The following is a 20,877-nucleotide window of genomic DNA, read 5'->3' on the forward strand; positions in this document are numbered from 1 at the left end:
CATGCTCGACCGCCTGATTGGCGAGCTGGGGCCATGGAGCTGGTGGATTCTGGCGTTGATACTCTTGGGCGCTGAGCTCGCTCTTCCAGGCGTATTTCTCGTCTGGATCGGGATCGCAGCGTTGTTGACCGGCATACTCTCGCTCATCCTCTGGGAGTCCGCAGGCTGGGTCTGGCAACTGCAATTGGTGGTCTTCGCGCTGCTGGCGTTAACGGCAGCGCTCGTCGGGCGTCGTTACTTCTCCCGAAACGAGCAGGCTTCGGACGAACCCTTGCTGAACCAGCGCACGGCAAGTCTGGTCGGACGCACCGCTACCCTGCACGAACCCATCACAGACGGTCGAGGACGGGTCCGGCTTGACGACACCTATTGGTCGGTCATGGGACCCGACATGCCGGCCGGGTCACGCGTCAGGATCATCGAAAGTCGCGGACGCGAATTGCGGGTCGAGCGACAGCCGGATTAGGCGACGCCGATCCGCAAAAGATCGTGGAAGTGGACGATACCGGCAGGTACGCGATTCTCATCCACGACAAAGAGCGCGGAAATGTTGTGCTGGTTTAGAAGCGCCATGGCGCTCGTTGCCAGCGTATCCGGCTTTACCGTCTTGGGAGCCGCAATCATGAACTGCTCGACGCTCATGTCGGCAAGATTGCGTGACAGCCCTCGCGCGATATCGCCATCGGTGACGATGCCGCACAGCCTGCCTTCCTCATCGACGACGCCGACGCAGCCGAAGCGCTTTTGGGCCAGCATCATGATCGCCTCGGGCAAAAGGGTGCCGGTGGGAACCAGCGGCACGGCGTCCCCGGTGTGCATCAGATCGCCCACATGCGCGAGCATCGCACCCAGCTTGCCACCCGGATGGAATGTGCGGAAATCGAGCGCCGTAAAGCCACGAGCTTCGAGCAAAGCCACCGCGAGCGCGTCACCCATAGCCAGTTGAAGCATCGTCGAGGTGGTCGGAGCAAGCCCGTGCGGACAAGCCTCCTGCTCCTTCGGAAGTGTCAGAACGATATCCGCCTCACGCCCGAGTGTCGACGTCTCACCCGAGGTCATAGCGATCAAGGGGATCGAGAACCGCCGAGAGAACGAGATGATGCCGTGCAGTTCTGCACTTTCACCACTCCAGGACATCGCAAGGATGACGTCATCCCGCGCGATCATTCCAAGATCGCCGTGATTTGCTTCGGCCGGATGAACGAAGAAAGCCGGCGTTCCGGTTGAAGCGAACGTCGCAGCGATCTTGGCACCGATATGCCCGCTTTTGCCAACCCCGGTCACGATCACACGACCGGAAATACTGCCGATTATCTTCACCGCGTTGCAGAAAGCGCTCGTCAGCGGTCCTGCAAGAGCCGCCTCGAGGGCGCCAAGCCCCGCACGCTCGGTTGATATTGTTCTCAGCGCGGATTCAACCGCGCTCGTTTCAACAAGTTGTACAGCTCTCTTGATCATGCGGCTTCCATAACTCGTTTGCGGAACCTTGTCCACGCACCCCCGACCTTTGTACAACGTAAGATGTCAGGGCGCATCCTTCGCGCGATCACAAACGGCAGCAGCCGGCAACCAAACGTTAACCACGAGGCTTTACGTTTGGGTAAGCAATTTCGACTTTCGCAGAGCAAGCTGATTATGATGCCGTGTGTCCGCAGTGGATGGGTCACTCCCCGGTTACGCCCGCGGCATAACGCCGTGGCCGCCACACTCATCGCATCCAGCGTGTTTATCGGCGAGGCCGCGGCCCAGGAGACCTCCGTCTGGCCGCAAGTTCCAGAACAAGGCACAACGGCACCCGTCGACCCCTATGGCGCACCGCCTTCGGACGCCACCACATCGGCCATGCCGACGGCGGCGATACCCTCCGACACCGACCTTCGCCTGGACGAGACCCAGGTCGATGGCCGCGAAAACCTGCCGCAAGCGCCCGTTGACCGGGAAGGCAGCGCGCGCAACGCAGCTACGGATTCAAGCGGCGTGCGGCTCGGCACAATGATCTTGCGGCCGTCGCTAACGCAAAGTCTTCGTCACGAGACCATCAAGTCGGGCAACAAATCGGAGTCAACGCTCTATTCGGACACCCAGCTCAAAGGCACGCTGACATCGGACTGGTCCCGGCATCAATTGACGGTAAACACTCAAGGGACCTGGGAAAACGTTCTTTCGGGTGACGGAGACGAGGGCTCCGGCAGCGCCATCGACGGAGAGTTGCGGCTCGATTTGTCCGAACAAACCACCGCCCGCTTGACTGCCGGCTACGACTTCAGTCGCGAAGATCCGGATGCGGACGAGGCGATCGCCGGCGCAACGACCCAATACGGAATCCACCGCCTGGACGCAGGTGCATCCATTGAACGGGATTTCGGGCGGCTGAGGGGACGTGTCGGCATCGGTGGCAGTCGGTGGATTCATACAGATGCCGAGCTCGCCGGCGGCGGCTCGCTGTCGCAATCCTTCCGGGATCGCAATCTTGGAACGGTGACGGCACGCCTGGGCTATGAAGTTTCGCCCGCCCTCATCCCCTTCATCGAGGCCTCCGCTGGACGTCTGCAATACGATGAGAAGGTTGACCCGTCGGGATACCGGCGATCCTCCGACATATATACCGGAAAAGTGGGTATCGCGGCCGACTTCGAGGACAAGCTTCGAGGCGAAATCGGGGTCGGTTACGCGATGGAGAATTTTGACGACAATCGTCTCGACGACCTAAAGGCACTGGCCCTGTCCGGCAACCTTTCCTGGTCGCCGCGCTATGGAACGGACGTCAATCTTGACCTTTCGACCTCGTTCGACCCCTCGAGTTCCGCAGGCACCAGCGGTTCCGTCGTCTACGGAGGTCGGCTAAACGTGACGCAGCAGCTTCGCGAACGACTGGTCGCAAGCCTGACCGGTTCTACCGACTGGACACGCTATCCAGACCTCGACAATGCAGACTCGACGACCTATGGCGCCGATGCTTCGCTGAGCTACGAGATAAACCGTTATCTCGCCGTGAGCGCTGGCGTCGGCTACGAATACACGCAGCGAGATAATGCCCTCGACGACGAAACCATTCGGGCGACGATCGGCGTCACCGCGAAGCGATAACGCAGATCATGTTCTTTAAGCAGAAACTTACCTCAAAGCGGATAGCAGCTCCTTGAGAGGATCGACGACCAGAGGCCTGATATCGTCGCGCTGCACCGCGAAAAATGCGTTCGCCAGAATGAACCCATCCTTGGCGCCGCAGTCGAAGGTCCGCCCTTCGAAGCGGTAACCCGCAAATGCCTGCTGCTTTGCGAGTTTCAACATGCCGTCCGTTAACTGGATCTCGTTTCCGGCACCACGCTCCTGCGTTTCCAGGATGGAAAAGATTTCTGGCTGCAGAATATATCGGCCATTGATGAAATAGTTGGACGGAGCCGTTCCCTTCGCAGGCTTTTCGACCATTTCGGTGATCCGGAAACCGCCCTCCAGCTCCTCGCCCACACCGACAATCCCGTATTTATGCGCAAGCTCAGGTGCGCACTCTTCGACCGCAATGACGTTGCCGCCGGCTTTCTCGTAGAGTTCGACCATGCCCCGCAGGCAACCCTTCTCGGAGTACATGATCATGTCAGGCAGAAGGAGGGCAAACGGCTCGTGGCCGACGATATCCCTTGCACACCAAACCGCGTGTCCAAGTCCGAGAGGCTCCTGCTGACGTGTGAAGCTCGCCGTTCCGGCCTTTGGCAGCAGGTCGTTCAGCAAAGTCAGTTCGGCGTTTTTGTTGCGCGACTTCAGCGTCTGCTCAAGCTCGAACTGGATGTCGAAATAGTCCTCGATCACCGCCTTTCCACGTCCGGTGATGAACACGAAATGCTCGATGCCGGCTTCCACAGCCTCATCCACCACGTATTGGATAACGGGCTTGTCGACGACGGTCAGCATCTCCTTCGGCACGGCTTTGGTGGCCGGCAGGAAACGGGTGCCGAGGCCGGCAACAGGAAATACCGCTTTGCGAATTTTCTTTTTCTCTGCCAAAATTACCTCCTGGAGGGACATTATAGAAGTTTTGTGCACCGCACCGCGGCTGTAGCGTATAATCATTGCGTTTATGCAAAAGACAATCGCGGGCGAAGGTCGGATGGTAAAGAATTTGTTGACCTACTCGCTCTAAACTGGGTGAAGATGGCACCGCCAAGGCGGTGCTTACTGGAATGCGAGCATAAGGATCACGCCATGAAACTCTCCCGCAAAGGACTGGTTCCGGCTGTCGTATTCGCACTCGTGTCCAGCGTGCTCCCCCTCGAAGCCCGTGCTGATGCGGGTTTCGTTCGCTGGATCAACGAATTTTCTGCGACGGCTTCCAAGAACGGTATTTCGACGAAGACCTACAAAGCGGCGTTCGCGGGCGTGACCGAGCCGGATCCGGCAGTCCTCGAAAAGGCGCGCTACCAGCCGGAGTTCAAGTCCGCCATCTGGGATTACCTGGACTCTCGCGTTAATCCGTACACCGTATCGGTGGGGCAGGAGATGGCGGCTAAACACGGCCGTACGCTCGCCGCACTCGAACGGCATTTCGGCATCGATCGGACCGTGCTTCTTGCCATCTGGTCGATGGAGACCAACTACGGTGCGGCGCTGGAGAAAACAGACAGGCTGCACAACATCCCCCGTGCTCTTGCAACGCTCGCCTATGCGGATAGTCGCCGTGCGAAATTCGCCCGCACGCAATTGATCGCCGCGCTCAAGATCCTTCAGAGCGGCGACGTGTCAGCCAGCGGCCTGGTCGGTTCGTGGGCCGGTGCGATGGGCCATACTCAGTTCATTCCGACCAGCTATCTGCTCTATGCGATTGACGCTGATGGCAACGGCCACCGTGACATCTGGAATTCAGTTCCAGATGCCCTTGCCACCGCCGCCAATCTCCTTGCAAAAAACGGCTGGCAGACCGGAAAGACCTGGGGCTACGAGACCATTGTACCAAAGGGCGGCGCCAAGCACGAAGGCAAGACGATGACTCTTGCCCAGTGGGAAAAGCTCGGTTTCAAGCGTCCGAGCGGCAAGGGTTTCCGCTTCCCGAATGATCGCGCCGAACTGAAGATGCTGGGCGGTCCCAACGGCCCCGGCTTTCTGATGACCCGAAATTTCTTCGTGCTCAAGAAGTACAACGCAGCGGACAGCTACGCCCTCGGCGTTGGCCTGCTCGCCGATGAAATCGCCGGCTATGGCGGCATGGCGCAGTCCTGGCCCCGTCCGCACGGCAGTCTCGACATTAAGGAAAAATTCGAACTGCAAAGCCGCATGAAGGAACTGGGTTACTACAACGGCAACATCGACGGCAATTTCGGTTCCGGATCGAAGGCTGCGATTACGGCGATACAGTCCCGTCTTGGGATGACGATCGACGGGGAACCGTCTCGTCACCTTTTGGATGCCTTACGCAATTGACAAAACCCCGCAGACAGCGGGTAATGCATTCGCCAATGCACATGTTCGAATTGGCCGATGAGTATAGAGGCCATGGCGCGTAGGAAAATCTCGGGAAAACACCCCTTCAGGGCGGCTTTCACCGTCGCTTGTCTGGCGATGTTCGCTTTTGTCGCCTTCGCTTCGTCCATGGCGGAGGCTCAGGAACGTCGACGGAACCTACTTGAGATGCTTTTCGGGCCGCGTGTGATCTATCAGCCCGCCCCCCCGCCGCAGCCACGCAAGCAGCGCACGAAGGTGCCGCGCCCGCAGAAGAAGACCACGAGCGGCAGCGTCACCAACATCATGGCAGCGCCTCCCAAGGAAGCACCGCCGGCAAAGCTTGAAGACGCCAGGAAGATTCTCGTCGTGGGCGATTTCTTCGCCGACGCGCTGGCCGACGGACTGGAGGAAGCCTTCGTCACATCGCCAGGCGTTGTCGTGTCGGAGCGCAGCAAGGGCTCTTCCGGACTTGTCCGCGACGACTATTACGACTGGGCGGCCGAACTGCCGACGCTCCTGGAATCGGAAAAGCCGGAAATCCTGATGGTACAGCTGGGCGCGAACGACCGTCAGCAGATCGTCACGCCACAAGGCAGTTATGATTTCAAGTCGCCGCAATGGTCGCTGGAGTACGAACGTCGGATCGGCGAGATCGCAAAGCTCGCAAGTGATCGCAACATACCCCTGCTGTGGGTTGGACTGCCCGCGTTTCGCTCATCGAAGTTTACGGCTGATGCCATAACGCTGAACAGCCTCTATCGCTCGACGGTAACGGCCGCAGGCGGCGAATTCATCGACATCTGGGAGGGGTTCGTGGACGTCGAAGGACGCTTCGTGGTGACGGGCTCCGACATCAATGGCCAGCAGGTGAGATTGCGCGGCAGTGATGGCATCGGAATGACACAGGCCGGCAAGAGGAAGATGGCGTTTTATGTCGAAAAGTCGGCCCGACGCCTGTTGGGAGACATGACGAGCCCGGACCTACTGCGTCTCGACGGCAGCAACCTTCCGGAGTTGGTAAGCCTGCCGCCGTCAGAAATTCAGAATGTGGTCAGGACAGCCCCGATCGACCTCTCCGACCCCAATCTCGATGGAGGGCTGGAGCTTCTGGACAGGAATCAGCTTGTCAAATCTCCGATCCCGACGCCGCGGGACATGCTTGTCGAAAACGGAACGATGCCGCCCGCACCATCGGGCCGCATCGATGATTTCACCGTGCTGCGCACAGGGACGACGCCCCCGGCCGCGCAACCCTAGTCCGCTTCACCGCGGCAGAACCGTCGAACCGGTGAGCGCCTCGTCGATGGCCCGAGCCGCCTGCCTGCCCTCGCGGATCGCCCAGACCACCAGCGACTGACCGCGCCGTACGTCTCCGGCAGCCCAGAGCCTGTCCACCGACGTCCGGTAGTCCTTGTCGTTCGCAATCACGTTCGTCGAGCCACGCTTGTCTGTGTTCAAGGCCAGCCTGCCATCCATTTCCTTCAGCACGCTGTCGGCAAACGGGCCGCGGAAGCCGATGGCGATGAAGACGAGATCGGCCTTGATGATGAACTCGGTTCCGGCGATCGGACGCCGACGTTCGTCCACCTGGCAGCACTTCACGCCCGTCAGAACGCCATCTTCACCGACGAATTCGAGCGTTCCGACCTGGAATTCCCGAACCGCGCCTTCGGCCTGCGAGGATGAGGTGCGCATCTTGGTCGCCCAGAAGGGCCACACCTCAAGCTTCTCCTCCTTCTCGGGGGGACGGGGGCGAATGTCGAGCTGGGTAACCTTGACTGCTCCCTGCCGGAAGGCGGTACCGACGCAGTCCGAGGCCGTGTCACCGCCGCCGACGACAACCACGTGCTTGCCGCCTGCGAGGATGGGATCGGAGGGCCAGCCGGTGCTGTCGATGTTTTCGCGTCCAACGCGGCGGTTCTGCTGCACGAGATAGGGCATAGCGTCATGTACGCCATGAAAGTCCACGCCGGGAATGCCTGCTTCGCGGGGCGTTTCCGATCCGCCACAATAAAGGACGGCATCGTAGTCCGCCAGCAGCTTCTCGACGGTCACGTCGACGCCGACATTGACACCGCAGTGGAACGTGACGTTTTCGCCCTTCATCTGCTCCACACGGCGATCGATGAAGTTCTTCTCCATCTTGAAATCCGGAATCCCGTAGCGCAGCAGGCCGCCGGGCTTGGATTCGCGTTCGTAGACATGCACCTCGTGACCGGCGCGGCCAAGCTGCTGGGCAGCGGCAAGCCCCGACGGGCCGGAGCCGATGATCGCGACCTTCTTGCCGGTATGGATGGTGGCCGGCTGCGGCACGATGAAACCGAGCTCATAGGCCTTGTCGGCAATCGCCTGCTCGACGGTCTTGATCGCGACCGGCATGTCTTCGAGGTTCAACGTGCAGGCTTCCTCGCAAGGCGCCGGGCAGACGCGACCGGTGAATTCCGGAAAATTGTTCGTCGAGTGGAGGTTGCGGATCGCCTCCTCCCACTTGTTGTTATAGACGAGGTCGTTCCAGTCGGGGATCTGGTTATGCACCGGACAGCCGGTCGGACCATGGCAATAGGGAATGCCGCAATCCATGCAGCGCGCCGCCTGTTTGGTGACCTCAGCATCCGACATGGGGATGGTGAATTCGCGGAAATGGCGGATGCGGTCGGAGGCCGGCTGATACTTCGCCACCTGCCGGTCGATTTCCATGAAACCTGTAACCTTGCCCATTTTAAAGTCCTGCTAATCTGAGCTTCAACTGCACGGCCGAGCCGTGGGCGACGGCATCCCGGCGCTCCGGGATGCCGAGGTGGCAATTATTCCGCGGCAACGCCCATGCGCATGCGTTCCATCTCCTCAAGCGCACGGCGATACTCGACCGGCATGACCTTGCGGAACTTCGGACGATACTCGGCCCAGCTGTCGAGGATCTGCTTGGCGCGGTTCGAGCCCGTGTAATGCAGATGGTTCGAGATCAGCTGATAGAGGCGCTCCTCGTCGTGGCGGGTCATGTCGCCCGATACGTCGACAAGACCCTTGTGCATGAGGTCGCCGCCGTGATGGTGCAGCTTCTCCAGCATGTCGTCCTCTTCCGGAACCGGCTCGAGTTCGACCATGGCCATGTTGCAGCGCTTGGCGAAATCGCCGCTCTCGTCGAGCACGTAAGCGACACCGCCCGACATGCCGGCCGCGAAGTTGCGGCCCGTCTCGCCGAGCACGACGACGACGCCGCCCGTCATGTATTCGCAACCGTGGTCACCCACACCCTCGACGACGGCGATCGCACCCGAGTTGCGCACCGCGAACCGCTCGCCGGCCACGCCGCGGAAATAGCACTCGCCGGATATCGCGCCGTAAAGCACGGTATTGCCGACGATAATCGAGTTCTCCGCAACGATGTGGGCATTTTCCGGCGGGCGCACGATAATGCGGCCACCCGACAGGCCCTTGCCGACATAGTCGTTGCCGTCGCCCACGAGGTCGAAGGTGATGCCACGCGCGAGGAAGGCGCCGAAGGACTGGCCCGCGGTGCCGTTCAGCGTGACATGGATCGTATCATCCTTCAGGCCCTTGTGGCCGTAACGCTTGGCGACTTCGCCTGACAGCATCGCGCCGGCCGACCGGTCGACGTTCTTGATGTCGACGTCGAAGACCACAGGCTGCTTGGCTTCAAGCGACGGCATCGCCTTCTCGATCAGCTTGCGGTCGAGAATGTCGTCGATCGGGTGCTTCTGGCGCTCGGTCCAGTAGGTCGCTTCCTTCGGCGCGTCCACCTTGTGGAAGATCTTCGAGAAGTCGAGGCCCTTGGCCTTCCAGTGGGCGAGCATCTCGTCCTTTTCGAGCAGTTCGGAAGCGCCGATGATCTCATCGAGCTTGCGAACACCGAGCGAGGCGAGGATTTCGCGCACTTCTTCGGCAACGAAGAAGAAGTAGTTGATCACATGCTCGGGCGTGCCCTTGAAGCGCTTGCGCAGCACCGGATCCTGGGTGGCAACGCCAACCGGGCAGGTGTTGAGGTGGCACTTGCGCATCATGATGCAGCCGGCCGCGATCAGCGGAGCCGTCGCAAAGCCGAACTCGTCCGCACCGAGCAGCGCGCCGATGATGACGTCACGGCCGGTCTTCAGACCACCGTCGACCTGCAGCGCGATGCGTGAACGAAGCCCGTTCAGCACCAGCGTCTGCTGCGTCTCGGCCAGACCGATTTCCCAAGGGCTACCTGCATGCTTCAGCGAGGTGAGCGGCGAGGCACCCGTGCCGCCGTCGAAGCCGGAGACGGTGATATGGTCGGCGCGCGCCTTGGCGACACCGGCGGCAACCGTGCCGACGCCGACTTCCGAGACGAGCTTGACCGAGACATCGGCTTCCGGGTTCACGTTCTTCAGGTCGTAGATCAGCTGCGCCAGATCTTCGATGGAATAGATGTCGTGATGCGGCGGCGGCGAGATCAGACCCACACCCGGCGTCGAGTGACGGGTCTTGGCGACCGTCGCATCGACCTTGTGACCGGGCAGCTGGCCGCCTTCGCCGGGCTTCGCACCCTGGGCGACCTTAATCTGCAAAACGTCGGCATTGACGAGATATTCGGTCGTGACGCCGAAGCGGCCGGATGCGATCTGCTTGATCGCCGAACGCTCGGGGTTGGCAGAACCATCCGGCAGCGGATTGTAACGGTCGCTCTCTTCGCCACCCTCGCCCGTGTTCGACTTGCCGCCGATCTTGTTCATGGCAATCGCAAGCGTGGTATGCGCCTCACGGCTGATCGAGCCAAACGACATGGCACCGGTCGAGAAGCGCTTGACGATATCGACCGCCGGTTCGACCTCGTCGATCGAGACGGGCTTACGGCCCAGATCTTCGGCCTTCTTGATCTTGAACAGGCCGCGGATGGTGTTCATCCTCAGATTGCTGTCATTCACCATCTCGGCGAATTCGCGGTAGCGGTCCTGGCTGTTGCCGCGCACGGCATGCTGCAGCGAGGCGATCGAATCTGGGCTCCAGGCATGGTTTTCACCACGCATGCGGTAGGCATATTCGCCGCCGACATCGAGCGTGCTGGCAAGCACGGGATCCTTGCCGAAAGCCGACAGATGACGCGCCACGGTTTCCTCGGCGATCTCGGCAAGGCCGATGCCCTCGATCGTCGTCGCCGTGCCAAAGAAGTACTTGTCGACCAGTGCGGACGAGAGGCCGACCGCGTCAAAGATCTGAGCGCCGCAATAGGACTGATAGGTCGAAATGCCCATCTTGGACATAACCTTCAGAATGCCCTTCCCGACAGCCTTGATATAGCGGTAGACGACTTCATCTTCCGATACTTCCTGCGGGAACTCGCCATGCTTGTGCATGTCGAGCAGCGTGTCGAAGGCGAGATAGGGATTGATCGCCTCAGCGCCGAAGCCCGCGAGACAGCAGAAGTGATGCACCTCACGCGGTTCGCCGGATTCGACAACGAGACCAACGGACGTGCGCAGGCCCTTACGGATTAGGTGATGGTGGACGGCAGCGGTCGCCAAGAGCGCCGGGATCGCGATGCGGTCGGGGCCAATCTGACGGTCTGACAGCACGATGATGTTATAGCCACCGCGAACAGCCGCTTCCGCGCGCTCGCAGAGACGGTCGAGCATCTCTGGCATGCCTTCGGCACCGCGCTCCACATCATAGGTAAAGTCGAGCGTCTTCGTATCGAAATGGTCTTCGACGTGACCGATCGAGCGGATCTTTTCTAGATCCCCGTTCGTGAGGATCGGCTGGCGCACTTCCATGCGCTTGGCCTTGGCCATGCCTTCATGGTCGAGAATGTTCGGACGCGGACCGATGAAGGACACGAGGCTCATGACCAGCTCTTCGCGGATCGGGTCGATCGGCGGGTTGGTGACCTGGGCGAAGTTCTGCTTGAAATAGGTGTAGAGCAGCTTCGACTTCACCGACATCGCAGAGATCGGCGTGTCGGTACCCATCGAGCCGATCGCTTCCTGACCGGTCGTCGCCATCGGCGACATCAGGATCTTGGTGTCTTCGGTGGTGTAGCCGAAGGCCTGCTGGCGATCGAGCAGCGACACGTCGCGGCGCAGCGCACGCGGCTCCACCGGCTTCAGATCTTCAAGGATCAGCTGGGTGCGATCCAGCCATTCGCGATAAGGATGGCTCTGGGCGAGCGAGGACTTCACCTCCTCATCAGAGATGATGCGACCTTCCTGCATGTCGATCAGCAACATCTTGCCCGGCTGCAGGCGCCACTTCTTGATGATCCTCTCTTCCGGCACCGGCAGTGTGCCGGCTTCGGAGGCGAGGATCACGCGGTCGTCGTCGGTCACGAGATAACGCGCCGGACGCAGGCCGTTGCGGTCGAGCGTCGCCCCGATCTGCTTGCCATCGGTAAAGCAGACCGCCGCCGGCCCGTCCCACGGCTCCATCATCGCGGCATGGTATTCGTAGAAGGCCTTGCGCTCGGCGCTCATGAGCGTGTTGCCCGCCCATGCCTCGGGGATCAGCATCATCACGGCATGCGCTAGAGAATAGCCACCGCGCTGAAGGAACTCGAGGGCGTTGTCGAAGCAGGCTGTATCCGACTGACCTTCATAGGAGATCGGCCAGAGCTTGGAGATATCGTCGCCGAAGAGCGGCGAGGACACGGAGGCCTGGCGGGCCGCCATCCAGTTGACGTTGCCGCGCAGCGTGTTGATTTCGCCGTTGTGGGCGACCATGCGATAGGGGTGCGCGAGCTTCCACGACGGGAAGGTGTTGGTCGAGAACCGCTGGTGAACGAGCGCGACAGCCGACTCGAAGCGCGGATCGGCGAGGTCCGTGTAATAAGCACCGACCTGGTAGGCGAGGAACATGCCCTTGTAGACGATCGTCGATGACGACAGCGACACCGGATAAAAGCCGGTCTCCTGGCCGCCATACTGGTCGTAGATGCGGTTGGAAATGACCTTCCGCAACAAGAACAGGCGACGCTCGAACTGCTCCTGAGTTGCCGCGTCACGCCCGGCACCGATGAAGACCTGGATCTGACGCGGCTCGGTGGCCGCGATTTCTGGCGCCTTGGACAGCGAGGAGTTGTCGACCGGCACATCGCGGTAGCCGATCAGGTTCTGGCCTTCGGCAAGACAGACCTCCGCGATCACCTTCTTGAAATGCTCGATCTGCTGCTCGTCCTGCGGGAAGAAAAAGTGCCCGACGGCATACTCGCCCGCCTTCGGCAGCGTGATGCCCTGCTTCGCCATCTCCTCGCGGAAGAACCTGTCCGGGATCTGCACGAGGATCCCCGCCCCATCGCCCATCAGAGGGTCCGCGCCGACAGCGCCACGATGGGTTAGGTTTTCCAGGATGAAGAGGCCGTCCTTGACGATCTGGTGCGACTTCTGCCCCTTCATATGGGCAATGAAGCCGACGCCGCAGGCATCGTGCTCGTTCCGGGGGTCATAAAGTCCCTGCCTGCCGGGAAGACCGCCAGTGTTTCGGATCGCCGAACGCGACGCACTCTCGGCATCATGGCTGACCAATTCAGACCGCACCATATCGCTCATGACTTCCCTCCAGACCTTGGCAAGCGCCCCTGCGGCCGCCTTAGGTTAATACGACTTTAACGCAAATGAAGTCGCCCGTCATCCAATCTCTTCGAAATAGGTCAGCTTATCTGACCCATTTTCGAGAGCCTCTATGCCAGAAACACGGCACCATCGCAAGGGTTTCTACGATCATCGCGAATGTGAAGCGCAGAAAGATTGCGACAAGCGCGCCGACGATGTCATTTTGTTTCTCGTTGATCGATCCACCGTGCCATTTATTGCGACATGAGGATCTGCGGCATTTTTCGACGTCGTTATGGATTGCGACCATTTTTCAGCCGGTTAAGTTGGCAAGTCAGAAGACCCGCGAAAATAACGTCAGGACTATTCCATGTTCTTCGCCTCCGACAATTGGGCCGGCGCCCATCCCGCAATCAATGACCGCCTTTCCAGGGAATCGACCCGCTTCGCCGCTGCCTATGGCACCAGCGATCTCGACAAGGCGATCGAACGGAAATTCAACGAGGTCTTCGAGCGTGACGTGGCCGTCTTCTTCGTCGCCACTGGCACGGCTGCGAACTCCCTGTCGCTTGCCAGCATGGCAAGAGCGGGCGGCCTCACCTTCTGCCATACCGAAGCTCACGTCATTGAGGACGAGTGCGGCGCGCCTGACTTCTTCAGTGGCATGCGCATGGTCCCAGTTGATGGACCCGCCGGCAAGATGCGACCGGAAAACCTGAAGGAACGCATTTCCCGCTATCCGCAGGACGCCATCCATCACGGGCGCGCCGCCGCCATCACCATGACCCAGGCAACCGAGGTTGGCACAGTCTACACCTTAGACGAGATCGACGAGATCGCCGCCATCGCCAAGGCTAACGCGCTGCCCCTTCACATGGATGGCGCGCGCTTTGCAAACGCGCTGCAGGCCCTCGGGGCCTCACCTGCCGAAATGACGTGGAAACGTGGAGTGGACGTACTCTCTTTCGGCGGCACGAAGAACGGCTGCTGGTGCGCCGAGGCCATCGTCTTCTTCGACCCGGCACTGGCACGGGATTTCGCCTTCCTGCGCAAGCGCACCGCACAACTTTTCTCCAAGTCGCGCTTTATTGCGGCCCAGTTCGAAGCCTATCTGAAGGACGACCTCTGGCTGGACCTCGCGAGCCACGCCAACGCAATGGCGGACCGGTTACGGTCGGGCTTCAACGCTCTCAACACGGCCCGCCTCGCTTGGCCTACAAACGCCAATGAGGTGTTCGCCATCCTGCCACGCACGTCGGCAAAACAGGCCGAGGAACAGGGCGCACGCTTCTACGAATGGCTGCAGCCGCGCGACATGCCTGAAAAGCTTGCGGAGGACGAAATGCTGGTGAGGATGGTTACAAGCTTCGCAACGACGGAAGAAGACGTCGACCAGTTCCTCAAGATATGCGCTTCGGCCTGACCAATAATCCTAGTGTAGAAGCAACAAGGCCCTCCGGTCGGGAGGGCCTTGAGAGACAGTCTAAAAGAAACCTGCGTCTCAGGCGACGTGAGCCTCGATGGCCTTCGGCTGCTGGCTTGCGACATCGGATGCGATCGCGATGCGGCGCGGCTTCATGGCTTCCGGAATGTTGCGAAGCAGATCGATATGAAGAAGGCCATTCTTCAGCGAGGCGCTCTTCACTTCGACGTGGTCGGCAAGCTGGAAACGCCGCTCGAACGCGCGCTTGGCGATACCGCGGTAAAGGAACTCGGTCTGCCCGGCCTGATCGTCCTCAGCCTTCTCACCCTTGATGGTCAGAACGTGGGCATGAGCCTCGATGCTGAGTTCGGTTTCATCAAAGCCGGCAACGGCCATGGTGATACGATAGGTATTCTCACCTGTACGCTCGATATTGTAGGGCGGATAGGCCTGTGCCTGCTCAGGCTGGCCGAGGCTGTCGAGCATGGTAAAGAGCCGGTCGAAGCCGACGGTGGAGCGATAGAGCGGCGAAAAATCGACGTGGCGCATGGTGTCCTCCTTGAGAAGCGACGATTGCGATTGAGGTTTTCAGCACCCCTTCAGGCGATGCCGATCACCGGATGTGGAGCCTTTCCGGCCTCCGATTTTCTAGATGGGAAGCGCCCCCTCGCAGTTCAAGAGGACGACCATACCACCAGAGAACGTGCCTTTCCCTTTGACGCTGCAGCCGCTTCACCGTATCCGAGAGACAGACCAATTCCTTTGCGGGCACGAGATTCGGCCATGAGCAACGCAACCGACATTCTGTATTCGACGCCGGACAATCCCGTCCCTGATAACTGCACGTCGGGGACCTTCAAGGGATATAAGGGCATCAATCTCCGCTATGCCGTCTTTCGAACCGACAGACCTCAAGCAAGGGGTACGGTTGTACTCCTCCACGGGCGCAACGAGAGCATCGAGAAATACTACGAGACGATCCGCGACCTGAACGCGCACGGCCTTTGGGTCGCCACATACGACATGCGCGGTCAGGCGGGGTCCGACCGTATGCTGAAGGATCGACGCAAGGGCTATGTCCGTCGCTTTTCCCACTATGTGCGAGACCTTGAATTGTTTCTCGAACATATCGTCTTGCCCGACACGCGGCTTCCTTTCTACCTACTGGCGCATTCCACCGGCGGCCTCGTGGCATTATCGGCAGCACCCCGGCTGGCGAACCGCATCGACCGCATGGTCCTAACCGCGCCCTTTGTCGGCCTCGGGCCACAGCCGATATCTCCGGCGAAAGTGTTCTGGCTGGCTCGATTGATGTGCTGGACAGGGTTCGGCGGCCGTTACATGACAGGCGAGCGAAGCTCGCGAGCCTTCGAAGACAATCCGCTGACATCGGACATCAGACGCTTCCGCCGCAACCTGGCGATCTTCGACCAGCATCCTGAGATGGCCCTTGGTCCACCGACGGCGCGCTGGATCTACGAGTGCCTGAAGGAAATGCGCAAGGTCACCAGGCCGACGCACCTCTACACGATCACGGTCCCGACGGTGCTTATTTCCCCCGTCCGCGACAGTGTCGTCTCCTACCCCGCCCAGGAAGCGATGGCCCAATATTTCCGGGCTGCACAATACATTCCTGTGCCAGGCGCACGACACGAAATCCTGCAGGAGCGGGATCGCTACAGGGCTCAGGCCATAGAAGCAATCAAGGCTTTCATTCCCGGCAGCGATCTCGAGAACGCCTTCGTTGATGGAGGCGCGGAGCTCTCAGGCGCCTGAGAGCATCCGCATGGCTTCGGCATGCACCGCGGCACTGCCCGCGGCGATGATCGATCCCCCGGCTTCCGGACGACCGCCGTCCCACGTGGTGATGACCCCTCCAGCCTGCTCGATCAGCGGGATAAGAGCGCCGACGTCATAGGGCTTCAGCACCGTTTCGATCACGAGGTCGACATGCCCGGCCGCGAGCAGCGCATAAGCGTAGCAATCGATGCCGTAGCGAAACAACCGGACGCGCCGCTCGATCGCGCGATAGACATCGATCTCCGCGCCTTGAAAGAGGTGCGGCGAGGTCGTGAAGAGAATGGCGTTGTCGAGCGACCCGCAATCGCGTGTGCGGATCTGCCGCTCGCCATCAGGCCCGGAATACCAGGACGCCTTGCCGTCGGCGAAGTAGCGCTCACCTGTAAAAGGCTGGTCCATCAATCCCATGATCGAGCGTCCGTGCTCGCGAAAGCCGATCAGGGTTCCCCAAACAGGCACTCCGGAAATGAATGCCCGGGTTCCATCGATCGGGTCAACCACCCAAACGTGGTCACGATCCGTGCCGACATCATCATGTTCCTCGCCGAGAATGCCGTGATCCGGAAACTCCGTCATGATCAGTTTGCGGATGGCGAGTTCCGCGGCGCGATCACCTTCGGTCACCGGATCAAAGCCGGTCTTTTCCTTGTTGACGACGTCGAGACCCGTACGGAACCGCGGCAACGTTTCTGCCTTGGCGGCATCGGCAAGACGATCGAAGAAGGCGCGATCAGGCAACATGGAACGGTCCCGGAAAAGTCGTGAAATGCCCGTTGGTCTTAAACAAGTTTGCCCACTTTGCAAATCGGCGGAGCAACGAGCAATGCAACCGCATAAAAAATGAGCATGCATAAAAAAGGATCAAAATGCCGTTGACTCTTGTGCGACGCACCATTAGCGTAGGGATACAGTCTTCTGACTGTAAATACCCTCCTTGGGTGTTTCCTCCCTAGACTTAACCGCGCCAGTGGCGCGGTTCTTTTTTGGGTAAGTTACTCGGCAGCGAGTGACGCCGAACCGGTGAAGCTCTCGACAAAGTCGGCCATCTGCCGCATGAAATGGGTAAGCGCGGTCGCAAGCGCCGCGAAGTCCCGCTTCTTCTGAAGCGTCGCCTCATCAATGTAGAGCGAACGGCTGACCTCTACTTGCAACGCGTGCAGACCCCTCGCTGGCCGCCCGTAATGTTCCGTTATGAAACCGCCGGCATAGGGTTTGTTGCGCACGGCGGTGAAGCCCAGATCTTCCAGGAATTCGATCGCGGCCCGTGACAGTTCGGCAGACGCGCTCGTGCCGTAGCGGTCGCCGATGATGAAATCCGGGCGCAAGGCGTTCCCTGCCAGCCTGACATTGCCCGGCATGGAATGGCAGTCGATCAAGACACCAAAGCCGAAGCGCGTGTGTGTATGGGCGATAAGCTTGCGCAGACGCGCATGGTACGGCTTGTAGGTGGTCTCGATCCGCTGCAGCGCTTCGCCAACGTCGAGACGACGGCCGTAGATTTCCATGTTTTCGGCAACGATCCGCGGTATGGTGCCGAGCCCACCGGCCACGCGCATGGAATGCGTATTGGCAAAGGGCGGCAAAGGACCGTCAAACATGCGCGGATCGAGTTCATATGGCTCGCGATTCACATCGACGTACGCGCGAGGGAAGTGTGCCAAAAGCAGCGGAGCGCCCAAGGATGGCGCGGCACCGAACAATTCCTCGACATAGTGGTCTTCCGAACGTCTGATGGCGCGATCGTCGAGACGGGAGGCCTCCAGAAAGGCTGGGTTGTAGCGACGGCCGGAATGGGGAGAATTGTAGACGAAAGGAATGCGCTGCTCGTCCGGCTCCCTGACTTCAAACAGTTCGGCTTCGCTCGTCGTGCCGTCCATCGCCCTCATTCTTTACCAAATCACCAACTTGTTTAGCCACTCATGTTGCCAGCGCGTCCAAGGGAAGTCCATACTGCGTGACGCTGCGGCCCATGCCGCCGGCGCTTCTTCACCGGATGTTTACTCGACAAAGGTTAACGTCGCGGATTGAAGCATTCCTGCCACTGTGAGTAACGGTCTTTTTGACATGAATCAGAAAATTCTCCTTGCCGAAGACGACAACGATATGCGCCGTTTCCTGGTCAAGGCCCTGGAAAAGGCAGGCTACAACGTCTCGTCCTTCGACAACGGCGCCAGCGCCTATGACCGTTTGCGCGAAGAGCCCTTCTCCCTCCTGCTGACGGATATCGTCATGCCCGAGATGGACGGCATCGAACTGGCGCGCCGCGCCACCGAACTCGATCCCGATCTGAAGGTGATGTTCATCACCGGGTTTGCCGCTGTCGCGCTCAACCCCGATTCGAAGGCTCCGAAGGACGCGAAGGTCCTGTCGAAGCCGTTCCACCTCCGTGACCTCGTCAACGAAGTCAACAAGTTGCTGGCCGCTTAGGCCTGTTTCCAGGGGGTCGTGAAAAACTCGTCGCAAAACCGGAAAAAGCCTATTGACGCATCAGCCGGTTTTGTGGTCTATCCGCCGCCATCGGATGGGCGTGTAGCTCAGCGGGAGAGCACTACGTTGACATCGTAGGGGTCACAGGTTCAATCCCTGTCACGCCCACCATCCTTATCAGAGACTACGTTGAGAAACCCGCTTCGGCGGGTTTTTCCGTTTCTGGCGACCTCCGATCTTCCATCTACATTCGCCCCGATGCCACAAGTTCCTGTCTCTTGGCATCTCGAAAAACCTGTAGTACAGGTTGTCCAAAGCCATAGGACAGGCACATGAAAGAAGAGATCCTCGCAACGGGCGGCGACCTCGTGACCAGCGCGGTCGCGCACATTTCTAGCCTTATTCGCCGCAGCGAGCTGAAGCCCGGAGACCGGCTTCCCTCCGAAGCAGCGCTGAGCAGTGAGTTGAAGGTGTCTCGCACCGTTGTGCGCGAGGCACTTCGCTCTCTCGCGGCCTTGCGCCTGATCGATCTCGGCGCCGGCAAACGTCCGACCGTGGCGACCCTCGACGATTCGTCAATCGCCATGACCTTCCGACACGGTCTGTTCACGGAGCAGATCGATATCCAGCAGCTTCTCGACGCGCGGCGCACGATCGAGGCGAGAACTTCGGCGCTTGCCGCCGTTCGGCGCACCGACAGGGAAGCCCAACAGATACTCGATCATGCGAAGGCAATGCAGGGTGCGCTTGACCGTCCGTCGCTGATCATGGAGCACGACCTCGCCCTCCATCTGGAGATCGCCCGGGCCTCGCGTAATCCGGTCCTTGCGCTGATCATCGGCGCGATCGAAGGCGTGATCGTCGAAACCTGGCCGATCGGCTGGAAGAGCCGCGCCAACGACCAGGAGCGCGAAGCGATGAACCGCCTGCATCTCGATATCGCCCAGGCGGTCGCCGACAGCGACCCGCAAGCTGCAGCGCAATTGATGAACCGCCACTTCGATGAGAGCCTCAAGGCGCTCGCCGTCGCCGGCCTTCTATGAGTGACTAACGGAGTAACCATGAAAATCACCCGGCTCGAAACTGTCCGCGTCGCCGAACGCGCCAACCTCCTATGGCTTCTGGTCCATACCGACGAGGGGGTGACAGGCCTCGGTGAGACCTTCTTCGGCGCCGAGACGGTTGAAGCCTATATCCACGAATACGTTGCACCGCGTGTGATCGGTCGCGATCCGCTGGAGATCGACCGGCTGGCCGCAGACCTTGTGGGGTATGTGGGCTTCCGTTCGTCAGGCGCAGAGGTACGTGGCAACTCGGCCTTCGACATTGCGCTGTGGGATCTGTTCGGGAAGGTGACCGGCCAGCCGATCGCGCAACTGCTCGGCGGCTTCACACGCCGCGAGATCAGGACCTACAACACCTGCGCCGGTACCGAATACATCAAGAAGACGACGGGCCAGACCACCGCCAACTATGGCCTCGCCACCGGCAAGGACTATGACGACCTCAACGGCTTCCTGCACCGCGCCGACGAACTCGCGCATTCTCTGTTGGAAGATGGCATCACCGCGATGAAGATCTGGCCCTTCGATGCGGCCGCCGAAAAAACCCGTGGCCAATACATCTCAACGCCGGACCTGAAGCAGTGCCTCGAGCCTTTCGAGAAAATCCGCAAGGCCGTCGGCGACAAGATAGACATCATGGTCGAGTTCCACTCGATGTGGCAGCTTCTGCCCGCCATCCAGATCGCCAGGGCGCTAACACCCTACCAGACCTTCTGGCACGAGGATCCGATCAAGATGGACAGCCTGTCGAGCCTCAAGCGCTATGCCGAGGCGTCACCGGCTCCGATCTCCGCGTCGGAGACGCTCGCCACCAGGTGGGGCTTCAGGGACTATCTGGAAACCGGCGCGGCGGGTATCGTCATGCTGGACATCTCCTGGTGCGGCGGCCTTTCGGAGGCCCGCAAGATCGCCTCGATGGCAGAAGCCTGGCACCTGCCCGTCGCCCCGCACGACTGCACCGGTCCGGTCGTGCTCTGTGCCTCGACGCATTTGTCGCTCAACGCGCCGAACGCGCTCGTTCAGGAGAGCGTGCGGGCTTTCTACAAGACCTGGTACCGCGATCTCGTAACGGCGCTGCCGGAGGTGAAAAACGGCATGATCACAGTGCCACCCGGTCCGGGTCTCGGCATGGAACTCAATCCCGATCTCGACCGCGCCTTCACCGTCAGCCGCCGGGTGTCGGACGCAATCACAACATGACCTATCA

16 protein-coding genes and 1 tRNA gene are annotated in these 20,877 nt (G+C 60.3%); 10 read left to right on the top strand and 7 right to left on the bottom strand.

Annotated features, from left to right (window positions below; translation table 11 throughout):
• Window position 1 precedes the first annotated feature (1 nt).
• Window positions 2-466: an NfeD family protein gene (locus J5J10_RS21315; RefSeq protein ID WP_211931650.1), complete on the top strand. Its 465-nt coding sequence runs from the start codon at window positions 2-4 to the stop codon at window positions 464-466.
• Here the strand turns inward: J5J10_RS21315 and J5J10_RS21320 are convergent.
• Complete coding sequence (locus J5J10_RS21320) at window positions 463-1,458, bottom strand: KpsF/GutQ family sugar-phosphate isomerase (protein ID WP_208553799.1); 996 nt, start codon at window positions 1,456-1,458, stop codon at window positions 463-465. The genes J5J10_RS21315 and J5J10_RS21320 overlap by 4 nt on opposite strands.
• A 237-nt stretch (window positions 1,459-1,695) precedes the next feature.
• Here J5J10_RS21320 and J5J10_RS21325 point away from each other — a divergent pair, with 237 nt between their 5' ends.
• Window positions 1,696-3,087 (top strand): outer membrane beta-barrel protein, encoded by a 1,392-nt coding sequence (locus J5J10_RS21325; RefSeq protein WP_211931651.1) that lies wholly within the window; start codon window positions 1,696-1,698, stop codon window positions 3,085-3,087.
• Between the two features lie 27 nt (window positions 3,088-3,114).
• Here the strand turns inward: J5J10_RS21325 and galU are convergent, their stop codons facing one another.
• Window positions 3,115-4,002 carry a UTP--glucose-1-phosphate uridylyltransferase GalU gene (galU, locus tag J5J10_RS21330; RefSeq protein ID WP_211931652.1) on the bottom strand — a complete coding sequence of 296 codons (888 nt, stop codon included), beginning with the start codon at window positions 4,000-4,002 and terminating at the stop codon, window positions 3,115-3,117.
• 198 nt (window positions 4,003-4,200) lie between these two features.
• Here galU and J5J10_RS21335 point away from each other — a divergent pair, with 198 nt between their 5' ends.
• On the top strand, window positions 4,201-5,412 hold the full coding sequence (locus tag J5J10_RS21335) for a lytic murein transglycosylase (protein ID WP_208553796.1): 1,212 nt from the start codon (window positions 4,201-4,203) through the stop codon (window positions 5,410-5,412).
• A gap of 72 nt (window positions 5,413-5,484) precedes the next feature.
• A complete protein-coding gene (locus J5J10_RS21340) occupies window positions 5,485-6,690 on the top strand; it encodes a DUF459 domain-containing protein (protein WP_249116979.1) in 1,206 nt (401 codons plus the stop codon).
• A gap of 6 nt (window positions 6,691-6,696) precedes the next feature.
• Here J5J10_RS21340 and J5J10_RS21345 read toward each other — a convergent pair whose 3' ends face one another.
• Entirely contained in the window at window positions 6,697-8,151 is a 1,455-nt protein-coding gene (locus tag J5J10_RS21345) for a glutamate synthase subunit beta (protein WP_211931653.1), read from the bottom strand.
• A gap of 86 nt (window positions 8,152-8,237) precedes the next feature.
• Window positions 8,238-12,953 carry a glutamate synthase large subunit gene (gene gltB, locus J5J10_RS21350; protein ID WP_211931654.1) on the bottom strand — a complete coding sequence of 1,572 codons (4,716 nt, stop codon included), beginning with the start codon at window positions 12,951-12,953 and terminating at the stop codon, window positions 8,238-8,240.
• A 373-nt stretch (window positions 12,954-13,326) separates the two neighbouring features.
• Between gltB and J5J10_RS21355 the strand changes: the two genes are divergently transcribed.
• Window positions 13,327-14,379, top strand: coding sequence for a low specificity L-threonine aldolase (locus tag J5J10_RS21355; protein ID WP_211931655.1), 1,053 nt, complete (start codon window positions 13,327-13,329; stop codon window positions 14,377-14,379).
• A gap of 78 nt (window positions 14,380-14,457) precedes the next feature.
• On the opposite strand, the gene J5J10_RS21360 is transcribed toward J5J10_RS21355, so the two are convergent.
• Window positions 14,458-14,928: an Hsp20 family protein gene (locus tag J5J10_RS21360; RefSeq protein ID WP_211931656.1), complete on the bottom strand. Its 471-nt coding sequence runs from the start codon at window positions 14,926-14,928 to the stop codon at window positions 14,458-14,460.
• Window positions 14,929-15,162: 234 nt separating this feature from the next.
• Between J5J10_RS21360 and J5J10_RS21365 the strand changes: the two genes are divergently transcribed.
• A complete protein-coding gene (locus J5J10_RS21365) occupies window positions 15,163-16,155 on the top strand; it encodes an alpha/beta hydrolase (RefSeq protein WP_211931657.1) in 993 nt (330 codons plus the stop codon).
• Here J5J10_RS21365 and hisN read toward each other — a convergent pair.
• Together hisN and J5J10_RS21375 are read right to left on the bottom strand one after the other, a co-directional pair.
• Window positions 16,144-16,920 (bottom strand): histidinol-phosphatase, encoded by a 777-nt coding sequence (hisN, locus tag J5J10_RS21370; protein WP_211931658.1) that lies wholly within the window; start codon window positions 16,918-16,920, stop codon window positions 16,144-16,146. The genes J5J10_RS21365 and hisN overlap by 12 nt on opposite strands.
• Before the next feature lie 251 nt (window positions 16,921-17,171).
• On the bottom strand, window positions 17,172-18,056 hold the full coding sequence (locus J5J10_RS21375; protein ID WP_211931659.1) for an N-formylglutamate amidohydrolase: 885 nt from the start codon (window positions 18,054-18,056) through the stop codon (window positions 17,172-17,174).
• Window positions 18,057-18,243: 187 nt separating this feature from the next.
• Here J5J10_RS21375 and cpdR1 point away from each other — a divergent pair, with 187 nt between their 5' ends.
• From cpdR1 to J5J10_RS21395, 4 genes are all read left to right on the top strand, one after another.
• A complete protein-coding gene (gene cpdR1, locus J5J10_RS21380) occupies window positions 18,244-18,606 on the top strand; it encodes a response regulator CpdR1 (protein WP_208553788.1) in 363 nt (120 codons plus the stop codon).
• A 96-nt stretch (window positions 18,607-18,702) separates the two neighbouring features.
• Window positions 18,703-18,777: transfer RNA gene (locus tag J5J10_RS21385), tRNA-Val, on the top strand.
• Window positions 18,778-18,938: 161 nt separating this feature from the next.
• Complete coding sequence (locus tag J5J10_RS21390; protein ID WP_211931660.1) at window positions 18,939-19,649, top strand: FadR/GntR family transcriptional regulator; 711 nt, start codon at window positions 18,939-18,941, stop codon at window positions 19,647-19,649.
• Window positions 19,650-19,667: 18 nt separating this feature from the next.
• The gene (locus J5J10_RS21395; protein WP_211931661.1) at window positions 19,668-20,870 is read left to right on the top strand and encodes a mandelate racemase/muconate lactonizing enzyme family protein; all 1,203 of its coding nucleotides are present in this window, start codon (window positions 19,668-19,670) and stop codon (window positions 20,868-20,870) included.
• Window positions 20,871-20,877 lie beyond the last annotated feature (7 nt).

This window comes from Ciceribacter sp. L1K23, assembly GCF_018122705.1.
Classification (GTDB): Bacteria; Pseudomonadota; Alphaproteobacteria; order Rhizobiales; family Rhizobiaceae; genus Allorhizobium.

Bases quoted from the DNA above. Each gene is read 5' to 3' on its own strand.
- J5J10_RS21345 (WP_211931653.1), bottom strand. From the start codon at position 8,151: ATGGGCAAGGTTACAGGTTTCATGGAAATCGACCGGCAGGTGGCGAAG.
- J5J10_RS21395 (WP_211931661.1), top strand. From the start codon at position 19,668: ATGAAAATCACCCGGCTCGAAACTGTCCGCGTCGCCGAACGCGCCAAC.
- J5J10_RS21390 (WP_211931660.1), top strand. From the start codon at position 18,939: ATGAAAGAAGAGATCCTCGCAACGGGCGGCGACCTCGTGACCAGCGCG.
- J5J10_RS21365 (WP_211931657.1), top strand. From the start codon at position 15,163: ATGAGCAACGCAACCGACATTCTGTATTCGACGCCGGACAATCCCGTC.
- J5J10_RS21320 (WP_208553799.1), bottom strand. From the start codon at position 1,458: ATGATCAAGAGAGCTGTACAACTTGTTGAAACGAGCGCGGTTGAATCC.
- J5J10_RS21355 (WP_211931655.1), top strand. From the start codon at position 13,327: ATGTTCTTCGCCTCCGACAATTGGGCCGGCGCCCATCCCGCAATCAAT.
- gltB (WP_211931654.1), bottom strand. From the start codon at position 12,953: ATGAGCGATATGGTGCGGTCTGAATTGGTCAGCCATGATGCCGAGAGT.
- J5J10_RS21360 (WP_211931656.1), bottom strand. From the start codon at position 14,928: ATGCGCCACGTCGATTTTTCGCCGCTCTATCGCTCCACCGTCGGCTTC.
- J5J10_RS21335 (WP_208553796.1), top strand. From the start codon at position 4,201: ATGAAACTCTCCCGCAAAGGACTGGTTCCGGCTGTCGTATTCGCACTC.
- J5J10_RS21340 (WP_249116979.1), top strand. From the start codon at position 5,485: ATGGCGCGTAGGAAAATCTCGGGAAAACACCCCTTCAGGGCGGCTTTC.
- J5J10_RS21315 (WP_211931650.1), top strand. From the start codon at position 2: ATGCTCGACCGCCTGATTGGCGAGCTGGGGCCATGGAGCTGGTGGATT.
- cpdR1 (WP_208553788.1), top strand. From the start codon at position 18,244: ATGAATCAGAAAATTCTCCTTGCCGAAGACGACAACGATATGCGCCGT.
- hisN (WP_211931658.1), bottom strand. From the start codon at position 16,920: ATGTTGCCTGATCGCGCCTTCTTCGATCGTCTTGCCGATGCCGCCAAG.
- J5J10_RS21375 (WP_211931659.1), bottom strand. From the start codon at position 18,056: ATGGACGGCACGACGAGCGAAGCCGAACTGTTTGAAGTCAGGGAGCCG.